The 10,231-nt window shown below is 70.2% G+C and carries 11 protein-coding genes and 2 pseudogenes; 10 read left to right on the plus strand and 3 right to left on the minus strand.

Annotation, left to right across the window (positions count from 1 at the left end; genetic code table 11):
- A pseudogene (locus NBW84_RS16025) lies at nt 1-234 on the plus strand (phosphate ABC transporter substrate-binding protein); the annotation flags it as partial.
- A 67-nt stretch (nt 235-301) separates the two neighbouring features.
- Here the strand turns inward: NBW84_RS16025 and NBW84_RS16030 are convergent.
- Nucleotides 302-730 carry an ArsR/SmtB family transcription factor gene (locus NBW84_RS16030; RefSeq protein ID WP_250285554.1) on the minus strand — a complete coding sequence of 143 codons (429 nt, stop codon included), beginning with the start codon at nt 728-730 and terminating at the stop codon, nt 302-304.
- Between the two features lie 106 nt (nt 731-836).
- Here NBW84_RS16030 and NBW84_RS16035 point away from each other — a divergent pair, with 106 nt between their 5' ends.
- The 5 genes from NBW84_RS16035 (at nt 837) to NBW84_RS24385 (ending at nt 5,005) form a co-directional block, all read left to right on the plus strand.
- On the plus strand, nt 837-1,445 hold the full coding sequence (locus NBW84_RS16035; protein ID WP_250285567.1) for an ArsI/CadI family heavy metal resistance metalloenzyme: 609 nt from the start codon (nt 837-839) through the stop codon (nt 1,443-1,445).
- Nucleotides 1,445-2,290 (plus strand): aquaporin, encoded by an 846-nt coding sequence (locus NBW84_RS16040; protein ID WP_250285555.1) that lies wholly within the window; start codon nt 1,445-1,447, stop codon nt 2,288-2,290. The genes NBW84_RS16035 and NBW84_RS16040 overlap by 1 nt, the downstream gene beginning before the upstream one ends.
- Before the next feature lie 26 nt (nt 2,291-2,316).
- Nucleotides 2,317-2,727: an arsenate reductase ArsC gene (locus NBW84_RS16045; RefSeq protein WP_250285556.1), complete on the plus strand. Its 411-nt coding sequence runs from the start codon at nt 2,317-2,319 to the stop codon at nt 2,725-2,727.
- A 185-nt stretch (nt 2,728-2,912) separates the two neighbouring features.
- On the plus strand, nt 2,913-3,878 hold the full coding sequence (locus tag NBW84_RS16050; protein WP_250285557.1) for a hypothetical protein: 966 nt from the start codon (nt 2,913-2,915) through the stop codon (nt 3,876-3,878).
- Between the two features lie 11 nt (nt 3,879-3,889).
- A complete protein-coding gene (locus NBW84_RS24385; protein WP_445548215.1) occupies nt 3,890-5,005 on the plus strand; it encodes a helix-turn-helix transcriptional regulator in 1,116 nt (371 codons plus the stop codon).
- A gap of 32 nt (nt 5,006-5,037) precedes the next feature.
- Here NBW84_RS24385 and NBW84_RS16060 read toward each other — a convergent pair whose 3' ends face one another.
- Nucleotides 5,038-5,412: an ArsR/SmtB family transcription factor gene (locus NBW84_RS16060; protein ID WP_250285558.1), complete on the minus strand. Its 375-nt coding sequence runs from the start codon at nt 5,410-5,412 to the stop codon at nt 5,038-5,040.
- Nucleotides 5,413-5,509: 97 nt separating this feature from the next.
- Between NBW84_RS16060 and NBW84_RS16065 the strand changes: the two genes are divergently transcribed.
- From NBW84_RS16065 to NBW84_RS16080, 4 genes are all read left to right on the plus strand, one after another.
- Nucleotides 5,510-6,388: an LLM class F420-dependent oxidoreductase gene (locus NBW84_RS16065; RefSeq protein WP_250285559.1), complete on the plus strand. Its 879-nt coding sequence runs from the start codon at nt 5,510-5,512 to the stop codon at nt 6,386-6,388.
- 183 nt (nt 6,389-6,571) lie between these two features.
- Nucleotides 6,572-6,871: a Scr1 family TA system antitoxin-like transcriptional regulator gene (locus tag NBW84_RS16070; protein ID WP_445548216.1), complete on the plus strand. Its 300-nt coding sequence runs from the start codon at nt 6,572-6,574 to the stop codon at nt 6,869-6,871.
- Between the two features lie 504 nt (nt 6,872-7,375).
- Nucleotides 7,376-8,278, plus strand: coding sequence for an alpha/beta fold hydrolase (locus NBW84_RS16075; protein ID WP_250285560.1), 903 nt, complete (start codon nt 7,376-7,378; stop codon nt 8,276-8,278).
- Between the two features lie 379 nt (nt 8,279-8,657).
- Complete coding sequence (locus tag NBW84_RS16080; RefSeq protein WP_250285561.1) at nt 8,658-9,407, plus strand: HAD-IIB family hydrolase; 750 nt, start codon at nt 8,658-8,660, stop codon at nt 9,405-9,407.
- Nucleotides 9,408-9,878: 471 nt separating this feature from the next.
- On the opposite strand, the pseudogene NBW84_RS16090 reads toward NBW84_RS16080, so the two are convergent.
- A pseudogene (locus NBW84_RS16090) lies at nt 9,879-10,231 on the minus strand (transposase); the annotation flags it as partial.

Raw genomic sequence — 10,231 nt, forward strand, 5'->3', positions numbered from 1 at the left:
GGCCTGCATGCTCTGCGTATCAACGGCCAGATGCCGTCGATCGAGACCATCGGTGGCGACGCCTACCCTTTCACGGAGATCGAGTACGCCTATACCTATGGCCAGCCGCCCGCGGGCTCCCTCACCGCCAGTTTCCTGAACTATCTGGCCAGGGGCGGTGGCCAGGACGTGATGAAGGCCCATGGGCATCTGCCGTGCTACAGCCCGGAGGGCTTCATACGCTGCCAGCGGTGACCGGCCCTTACCGGAAGCGGCTGGGCCACGGGGGCCGCCCGGGTGCGGCCACCGCGTGGGCGTGCGGTTACCGCGTGGGCGCGAAGACGGTGGCCAGGGCGGCCAGGGCGTCGGGCACGGCCCGGTAGTAGGCCCAGACGCCGCGTTTGTCCCGGGTGATCAGCCCGGCGTCCACCAGGACCTTCAGATGGTGGCTGACGGTGGGCTGGCTCAGGCCGAGGGGCTCGGTGAGCTCGCAGACGCAGGCCTCACCGTTCTCGTGAGCGAAGATCATCGACAGGAGCCGTAGCCGGGCGGGCACGGCGATCGCCCGGAGGACCGTGACAAGCCGGTCCGCCTCGGTGGCGGACAGCGGCGCCCTGGTCAGCGGGGTGCAGCAGGCCGTGGTGACGCCGGCGGCACCGGCGAGGCCGGGTGCGTCGGAATCCGCGCGCGCGTCGGGGCCCGTGGGCGTGGCGCGCGCACGGAGCGGGGTGGGCAGGGGTGCGGTCACCATGCCCTTCAGCATGCCCCGCCTATTGACAGCCGTCTATGCGTGGGGTCATCGTCACGTCTGGCAGGAAGACATTGATGCTGATCGATGCGATGAGGGGCTGATCGTGATGGCCAGGGTGCAACTGGCGCTGAACGTCTCCGACGTGGACGCGGCGGTCGACTTCTACACGAAGCTGTTCGGGGCCGGCCCGGCGAAGCGCCGGCCGGGGTACGCGAACTTCGCGGTCGACGTGCCGCCGCTGAAGCTGGTGCTGATCGAGAACCCGCGGGCCCGGGGCGCCGGGGTGGCCGGCGCGCTCAACCATCTCGGCGTCGAGGTCGCCACCTCCGAAGAGGTGGCCGCGGCAGCCGCGCGGCTGGCCGCGGCCGGGCTGGACACGGCGACCGAGAAGAACAGCACCTGCTGCTACGCGGTGCAGGACAAGGTCTGGGCCGACGACCCCGACGGCGCCCCGTGGGAGATCTACACGGTGCTCGCCGACGCCGACGCCGGACCGCTGCCGGGGACGGCGCAACCGGGCAGCGAGCCGGGCTCGGGATGCGGCTGCAGGCCGGTCGGGGAGCGCGGCGCGCCGACGTCCGCCGGCACGGCCACGCCGGTATCTCAGATGGCGGGGGAGCCGGCGAGCCCCGCACACGCCGCGAGGAGGGATACCGGTATGACGGATGCCGGTACGGCCGTACCGGTCGTCGCCACCGGCCCCATGGGCTCCTGATGGTACGGGAGCGGCCGGGCCCACCGCCGCTGGCGCGCCGGCTGGTCGCCGAGGCGGTCGGCAGCATGCTGCTGGCCGCCCTGGTGATTGGTTCAGGGATCGCCGCGACGCAGCTCAGCCCGGGACAGACCGGGCTGCAGCTGGTGGAGAACGCCGCGGCGACCGCCGCCGGCCTGTTCGCGATCATCCTGATGGTCGGGCCGGTCTCCGGAGGGCATTTCAACCCGGTGGTCTCGGGGGTGGACGCCGCGTTCGGCGGGCTGCCGTGGCGGGACGCCGCGGCCTACGTCCCCGCCCAGGTCACCGGCTGCGTGGGCGGAGCGGTGCTGGCGAACCTGATGTTCGAAGAGCCGGCGGTGTCGATCTCGACGCATCACCGGGCGTCCGGCGCGCACCTGCTCGCCGAGGTCGTCGCGACCGCCGGCCTCGTTCTGCTGATCTTCGCGCTGGCGCGCTCCGGCCGGGCTGAACGGGCCCCGGCGGCGGTCGGCGCCTACATCGGCGCGGCCTACTGGTTCACCAGCTCGACCAGCTTCGCGAACCCGGCGATCAGCATCGGGCGGATGCTCTCCGACACCTTCGCCGGGATAGCCCCGGCATCCGTCCCGGCATTCGTCGGCATGCAGGTGATCGGCGGCACGGTCGGCTACGCGCTGACACGCCTGCTCTATCCGCCGCCCCCGCCTGTTCCCGGCCAGGGCCCGCGGGTTCTGCCGCCTCGCGACCGGATCACCACCGCGTCCAACGGCGCCGCGTCGGACGGCCCGACGTCGGACGGCCCGACGTCCGATGGCCCGACGTCCGATGGCGCGGCGGCTGGGCCGGCCCTTGGCGTCCCACTGTGAAGACGCGAAGAAAGGGGAAGCGACGTATGTCCGGGAAGCCCTCGGTGCTGTTCGTCTGTGTCCACAACGCCGGGCGGTCCCAGATGGCCGCCGGCTGGCTGACCCGGCTGGCCGGCGGCGCCGTCGAGGTGCGCTCGGCAGGGTCGCTGCCGGCCGAGCGGGTCAACCCCGTCGCGGTGGCGGCCATGGCCGAGATGGGGATCGACCTTGGCGCTCAGACGCCCAAAGTCCTCACGCCGGAGGCGGTGGAAGCCTCCGACGTGGTGGTCACCATGGGTTGTGGGGACGCCTGCCCGGTCTTCCCGGGGAAACGGTACGAGGACTGGAAACTCGACGACCCCGCAGGTCAGGGCATCGACGCCGTCCGTCTGATCCGGGATGAGATCCGGGCCCGTGTCGAGAAACTTCTCCGGGACCTCCTGCCTCCCGGCTCCTGACGATCATTTCCGGTGCCCGCCCCACCGCCCGGCGGCGGCGCCCCGGGACGTACCAGCGCCACGGGAAAGCCGCCGGAACGCATGCCGAAGGAGACGCTCTGGCGGCCCGCCCGGTGCCCAGCCGGATGGGCCGTGTTTTGCTTCTTTCACTTCCGTGTAATGCGCTGGACCAGCATGATTGTCTGGTGGCTGTCGACCGGGGGTTACCGCTCGACCGGGTCGGCGAGCTGGCGGAACGGGCGCGTGCGGTGCTGGAGGGCCCGGCGCTGGGGGACGCCGGTGAGTCGTCGGAGCTGGAGCGGGCGCTCGCGACGGCCGGCGCCGAGATCCGTGCTGTGCTGTGTGCCCGTCCCGCACCCGACGCCCGGACGGCGGGCGAGCTGTGCCTGAGCCTGGTCGAGCTCAGACGGTTGCGGGGAGAGCTGCGCGAGCGCGCGGTGTCGGTGCGGTTCGCGGCGGTGGCACGGATCCATCGCGGGCTGGCCAGGCTGCGGGATTGTGGGACCGTTGCCGAGCTGCTGCCCGCGGCGGCGGCCGAGCTCGGGGCGTGCTGTGACTTCGACCGTGCGGTGATCTCGCGGCGCCGGGGGTCGACGTGGCGCGCCGAAGCGGTGTGGCTGGCCCCGGGGCTGGATCCGGACGTGTCGCGGGCGACGGAGACGTACCTGCGCGGGACGTGGATTCCGCTGGGTCCCGGCGTCCTGGAGACGGAGCTGATCCGCAGGCGCACCGCCGAGGTGATCGCGGCCGATGACCCGCGGACCAACAAGGAGCTGATGGCCGTGTCGGACAGCGTGGGATACGTGGCCTCGCCGGTGATGCCGGCCGGCCGGGTGATCGGTTTCCTGCAGGCCGACTGCTACGGGTCGCGGCGCGAGCTGACAACACTGGATCGTGACAATCTGTGGACGTTCGCCCAGGGCTTTGGCCTGCTGTTCGAGCGCACGGTGCTGCTGGAGCGGCTCGCCCGGCAGCGGGCCCAGGCCCAGGATGCCTTCGAGCTGGCCGAACGGCAGTTGCGGCAGCTCGCCGAGGACGAGATCCTGCTCGCCCGCAGTGACCGGGAGCTCGGCGCCGTCGCCTCCCGCGCCGCCGAGTTCTTCCGGCCCACGGCCGCCGCCGACGACCCGGTGGTGGGCCTGCTGACATGACGGCTCCATCCATGAGCGGCGTGAGCGGGCGGGCCACGGACCTGTTCGAGCGTGCCGCACGGCTGCTGGGCGTCACGCCGGAGCTCGGCCGCGCGGGCGCGGCGGACATGGCGGGCGCGGCGGACGCGCTGAGTGCGGCGGACGCGCTGAGTGCGGCGTGCACCGAACGCCTGCTGTCGGGTACGCCGGACGCCGAGTCGACCGCGGCGCTGGCCCGGCTGGTCTGCGATCTGCAGGACCTGGCCGTCGAGCAGGCCGAAACGCGGATGGCGTCGCGAGCGCGACGCATCGCCCGCTGCGAGCGGGGGCTCAGCCTGCTGCGTACGGTGATCAGCTCGAAGGCGCTGGAGGACCGGGTATGCGAGGAGACCGCGGCGAACTGCGGCTTCGCGCGGGTGCTGCTCGCACGCGTCGAGGACGGCGTCTGGCGGCCGTGGAAGGCCAACAGAGTGATACGGGACGAGCCGTGGTTCGCCGAATGGGCCCAGCGCGAGATCCCGTTGGACGACTTCGTCCTGGAAACGGAGCTGCTGAGCGAACGTCGGCCAGGCCTGGTGACGGACACCGCGGATCCGCGGGTACATCCGATCATCCGGGCAGGCGAGGCGACGTCGTATGTGGTGGCACCGATCACTCCCGCGGGGCGTGTCGTCGGTTTCCTGCACGCCGACCACGGCAGTGGCGGGCAGGCCTGCGACGAGACTGATCGTGATGTGCTGTGGGCTTTCAGTGAGGGATTCGGTCATCTCCACGAGCGCTCGGTGCTCGTGGAGCGCCTGCGTCTCCAGCGCGACCGGGTGCGCCAGACGCTGGCCGTCGTCGGCACCGCGCTGGAGGAGCTCACCGAGGCCGAGATCGAGCTTGTCACGGCTCCCGACGACGACACCCCCGTCGCCCGGACGGCGTCATCGGTGTTCCGCGGCGAAGGCGGTCTCGACGAGCTGACGGCCCGTGAGCGCGAGGTGCTCGCGCTCATCGCGGGCGGCGCCAGCAACCAGGAGATCGCCGAACAGCTCGTCATCACCGTCGGCACGGTCAAGACCCACGTCAAGCACATCCTCGCCAAGCTCGGCGCCGTCAACCGCTCCCAGGCGGTCGCGGCCTACCACGGCATCGCCCAGGACTGAGCGCCTCCGCGTCCACCGCCGGCGTCGGGGGCCTACCGGGACGCAGCGGCGTGGGTGTCACACGGCGCTGGTCCGGGCTGTTCGTCCTCGGCGAGCACGAGGCCGAGCAGGCCCGGGAAACGGGCGTCGAACTCGGCGCGGCGGAGCCGGCTGAGCCGGCGCGGCCCCTGGTCGACCTGCTCGAGCAGCCCCGTGGCCCGCAGCACGGCGAAGTGGTGGCTGGCGGTCGCCTTCGACACCGGCAGATCGAACGTGCCGCAGGCCCGGGTGAACTCCGGCTCGCCCGCCAACGTCCGCAGGATCAGCCGGCGGACCGGGTCCGCGAGAGCTTCCAGGGCGTCCTGGAGAGGCACGTCCTTCGGATCGGTGTGACGCAGAGTGCGGGTGCGCCGCGCCTGACCGGCCATCGTCTCCTCGAGTCCGTCTTCCCGAATCCCCTGTGTTCGACAGGTATCGTACACTGACGTCCATTCGACCGCTGTCGAACACATGAGGGAGATCGTCATGGCGATATCGCTGGGCCGGGTGGGCATCTGGTCCCCGTCGCACATCTGGGAGGACGACGCCGCCCACGAGGCCGCGGCGGAGCTCGACGCCGCGGGCTACGGAGCCCTGTGGCTCGGCACCGCCACACCCGGCCTGAGCCTGCCCGAGAAACTGCTCGCCGCCACGAACCGGCTGGTCGTGGCCACCGGGATCGTCAACGTGTGGACGGTCGACGCGGCGGAGCTGGCCGCCGGCTTCCACCGGCTGGCAACGGCCCACCCGGACCGCTTCCTGCTCGGGCTGGGCGTCAGCCACGCGCCGATCGTGGAGCGGCTGGGACGCTCCTACACCCGGCCGCTGGAGTATCTCGCCGGCTACCTCGACGCGCTCGACAACGCCGCCAAGCCGGTGCCCGTCGACCAGCGGGTGCTCGCGGCGCTGCGCCCGAAGGCACTCGCCCTGGCGGGGCAGCGGTCGGCCGGCGCCCATCCCTACCTGGTCACCCCCGAGCACACCCGGATCGCCCGCGAGACGCTCGGCGCCGGCCCGCTGCTCGCCCCGGAGCAGAAAGTCGTCCTGGAGACCGACCCGTCCACCGCCAGAGCTCTCGCCCGGGCCAGCGTCGGTTACTACCTGCGGCTGCCGAACTATGTGCGCAGCCTGCTGGCCCTCGGTTTCACCGAGGACGACGTCGCGGGCGGCGGCAGCGACCGGCTCGTCGACGCCCTCGTCGCCTGGGGCACCCCCGAGCGGATCGCGAAGCGCGTCGCCGAACATCACGACGCCGGCGCGGACCACGTGGCCGTGCAGGTCCTCGCACCGGATATCGACCTGGCCACCCGCGGCGGCCGCCCGCCCAGGCAGGCCTGGCAGGCCCTCGCCGCCGCGCTCCTGTGAAGAAGCCCTGCGGCCACGGCGGCTGAAGCCGACGCGGCGCCGGCCGGGAGAACCCCTGGAAGAGCGCGCTGGCTGCCGGGGCCCGGCTCGGTGCCGGCCGGTGATGAGCCACGTTCCGGGAGGCGGTGCTGTGGCGGTCGACCGGCGGGCCGGCGGTGATGCATGCCCAGCTTGAGCATCTGATTGCCCTGTCCGCTTGCCCTGTCCGCCTGGCCGAACATCACGATCCAGATCATGCCGTTCGCGCTCGGCGCTCACGTGGCCGAATGCGGAGCGTTCACCATCCTCCGCTTCCCGGGACCGGAGCCACCCGCGACGGACCAGACCGACGTGGTGTACCTCGAGCAGCCCATCGGAGCCCTTTTCCTCGACAAGCCCCACGAGGTCGACCGGTACCCGCAGGTCATGTCCCGCCTGGCAATAGCCGGCGCACCTGCGCGCACCACCGTGGACACGCTCACCCGGATCGTCCACGAGACATAGCCGTCGACCGGCCATCGTCCACGCCATCCCGCGGCACCGCTGTGACCAGCACCTCTGCCGACATCTGACCCGGTAACACGGTTGAAGACACGGCCCATGACCCAACGCCTTTATCCCGGCCTTCCCGCCCGGACGGACAGAGGCCCTGTCGGGCGACCGTCGACGTGCTGGTCACGCCCTCCAGCAGGACAACGTTGTTGACCCTGCCAGGGGAATAATCTACAGTAGGTCCAAATTCTGCGACAATGGCGATATAGGGGAGATCGCCGGATAGTCCTTCTGGTGTGCTCCGTCCCTTCGCGGCGGCCATCGGCTCGCCGGGCACATCACGCCCATCGCCATCCGGTGACATGACCCATGAATGTATGGCAGGCCGGACAGGATGGATTTGTCACGCTATCACCCCTGTGTGAAATAAGGCGCGACATCATCTCGCGTTGACAACTGCAAAAGGAGCATGTCTTGCACCGGAAATTGCAAAAGGAGTGTCATTTACGATCAAGGATGGGCCGCGTCGTCGCGGTCGTCACAGTGATCGTTGCCACGACCATCGTCATCGGCAGCGGCCCGGCGGCCGCGGCCACATATCCGGTGAACTGGGACGCGTTATCGGCCTACGCGTCCGGTCAGCTGAACGCCTCACCGCCCCCGGGTGCGAACGACTGGTCGTGCAGGCCGAGCGCGGCACATCCCGAACCTGTCATCCTCGTGCACGGCATCACCGAAAACCAGAACGCCAACTGGCAGGCGCTCGCGCCGATACTCGCCAATAACGGGTACTGCGTCTACACCATAACCTACGGAAGGCTCTGGTATACCGCCAACGCCGGTGGCATCGGCTACACCGGGAACTCGGCGGGCGAACTGAACGCCTTCGTCAACCAGGTGGTGTCCAGCACCGGAGCCGGCAAGGTAAAACTGGTCGGATACTCCGAAGGCGGATTTATCTCCCGGCTGTACATGAAGAACTATGGCACAACACACGTGTCGGCCTTCGTCGGGATCTCACCGGTATCCATGGCCCCGCCCACCATCAGCGGGCTGCTGACCGTCCTCAACCTGGTGCCCGGTTGGCAGACGATCGAACTACTGGGCTGCCCGGCCTGTTATGAACTGTCCACCTGGCCCGCGTTCAACGCACTGAACTCGCCGCAGGCCGCGTTCCCGAGCGTCACCTACACCAACATCATCACCACTCGCGACGAGGTGGCCACACCACCGGAAGCGGTGAGCTATCTGCCGGCGGGCCCCAACGTCACCAACCAGGCCGTGCAGACCTTCTGCCCCAACGACCCCGTCGGGCATGTCGGGATGCCTTACGACGTGACCACTGTCCAGCTGGTACTCAACGCCCTCGACCCCCAGCACGGCCAGCCCGTTCCGTGCGGGTCCGGGCTCCCGCTGTAGCGCTGGGCAATGAATGGGCGGCGCCGGGCCAGCACTTGCTTGGCCCGGTGCCGCCCGTCGTGGACTGGACGGCGGGAATCATTACAACAGCCACCGGCCACACCGGTCACTGCGCCAATATGCACCGTTCCGCACAGGCGCCGGCCCACTGCCCGAACCCGGCGTGCCGGTCCTCCGATATGATCGGCCCGGTGGGCTCGTCCACGAATACCGGCAGAATGACAGTTTGCTGTCATCTTCTCGACTCTCGGTCATCATCGCTGATGATCCCGGAGTAGAAACAGGTGTTCGGTCGGTGCTGGCGGGCGTGGTGGGGGACGCGGCGATAAACCGTACGGTCCATTTCACAGCAGGCGCCCCCGCCACGAAGGGAACCCGTGTGCCAATCCTGGTCACCGACCTCGACGGAACCCTGCTGGGCGGAGCCGCAACCGACCGACGGCGCCTGCGCGACACGCTGAACCGTCACCCCGAGGTAGTGGTCGTCTTCGCCACCGGGCGCGGTCTGCCCGCCATCCGCGAGGCGCTGGACGACCCGCTGGTGCCCAGGCCCCGCTGGATCATCGCCGACGTCGGCGCGACCGTGCTCGACGGTGTCGACCACATGCCGCTCCAACCGCTGCAGAACGAACTGCGAGCCGGCTGGCCCGGAACCGGGCGCATACGCGCCGCGCTGCGCGGCTTCCCCGCGCTGATCTACCAGGACAGTGTGCCGCAGGAGGGCCGCTGCTCGTTCTTCCTCCATCCCGGAGATCTCACGCCGGCCATCACCGATGCGGTGGAGGCGCTCGGCTGCTCCTGGAGCTACTCGGCGGACCGCTACTTCGACGTCCTGCCCAGGGGCGCGTCCAAGGGCAACGCCCTGGCCGCTCTCGCCCGCTCGCAGGGCTGGCCGACCGCCTCGATCCTGGTCGCCGGGGACAGCCTCAACGATCTGTCCATGTTCCGGATCGGTGCGCATGGCGTGGCCGTCGGCAATTCCGAGCCCACACTGATCGCCGCGCTGGACGGCCAGGAGGGCGTCCACCGGCCCCAGCAGCCCGGCGCCGCGGGCGTGTTACAGGCGCTGCTGGAGCTGGGCTGGGTCGAGGCCGGGTCCGGACAGCACAGCGTGGGCAGCAGGAGCTGAGGTCGGCGGAGCACTGCTGGACGACAGAGATAGGACGACAGAGATAGACGGTCTCCGCTACCGTCCGACAGAAGCAGCGTAGATCGCCCGTTGTGCTGATGAGTAACGCAGAAGCCCTGGTCAGGGACTACAGGGGGTCGACGGTCAGGAATCTCAAGGAGTTGCGTCCACGGTCGGGCCGTGATGTCGCGATACGGGTGATCTTTGTTTTCGATCCTGGTCGCAGGCGGTACTGCTGGTCGCCGGCAACAAGGCTGGTGACTGGTCGCGGTGGTACAGGACGGCGATCCCCGCGGCCGAGGTCGCGTATGGCGGATGGCTGGCCGTGGAGAGGAAGCGGCGGGAGGGCTCATGACCGAGTTCCATGACTGGGACGACATCCGCGCCGAACCGCACGACGGCGACGGTGAGGCGCTGGCCGCTGAGCGGGCGCGCACCGAGGCATGGGTTAGGGTCTGTTCTGAGTTCGGATCATGGGGTTGGTAGGCTGCGTAGCCAGAGGATGGATCCGCGCAGGTGGAGCCCTGCGGCGTAGCTTTCGGGTGTCTTGTCGTAGCGGGTGGCCAGACCCCGCCACTCCTTGATCTTGTTGATGCCGCGTTCCACGGTGTTGCGGTCCTGGAGAGCGTGGCGTCGTGGCTGACCGGGCGGCCTCCGGCGCTGCCGCGCTTCTTGCGGTTGGCCCTCTGGTCGGCCTTCTCCGGGATCACCGTCCGGATCTTCCGCTTACGCAGGTGGGCGCGGTGGGCACGGGAGGAGTACGCCTTGTCGCCGGCGACCGCGTCGGGGCGGGTCCGGGGCCGGCCGGACGGCCCACGCACTTC

The sequence above is a fragment of the Protofrankia sp. CiP1_Cm_nod2 genome, from assembly GCF_920664355.1.
GTDB lineage: Bacteria > Actinomycetota > Actinomycetes > Frankiales > Frankiaceae > Protofrankia.

Excerpts from the sequence above, each read along its gene's own strand:
- NBW84_RS16030 (WP_250285554.1), bottom strand. The coding sequence starts at position 730 with ATGGTGACCGCACCCCTGCCCACCCCGCTCCGTGCGCGCGCCACGCCC.
- NBW84_RS16060 (WP_250285558.1), bottom strand. The coding sequence starts at position 5,412 with ATGGCCGGTCAGGCGCGGCGCACCCGCACTCTGCGTCACACCGATCCG.
- NBW84_RS16035 (WP_250285567.1), top strand. The coding sequence starts at position 837 with ATGGCCAGGGTGCAACTGGCGCTGAACGTCTCCGACGTGGACGCGGCG.
- NBW84_RS16075 (WP_250285560.1), top strand. The coding sequence starts at position 7,376 with ATGGGCCGCGTCGTCGCGGTCGTCACAGTGATCGTTGCCACGACCATC.
- NBW84_RS24385 (WP_445548215.1), top strand. The coding sequence starts at position 3,890 with ATGAGCGGCGTGAGCGGGCGGGCCACGGACCTGTTCGAGCGTGCCGCA.
- NBW84_RS16065 (WP_250285559.1), top strand. The coding sequence starts at position 5,510 with ATGGCGATATCGCTGGGCCGGGTGGGCATCTGGTCCCCGTCGCACATC.
- NBW84_RS16045 (WP_250285556.1), top strand. The coding sequence starts at position 2,317 with ATGTCCGGGAAGCCCTCGGTGCTGTTCGTCTGTGTCCACAACGCCGGG.
- NBW84_RS16040 (WP_250285555.1), top strand. The coding sequence starts at position 1,445 with ATGGTACGGGAGCGGCCGGGCCCACCGCCGCTGGCGCGCCGGCTGGTC.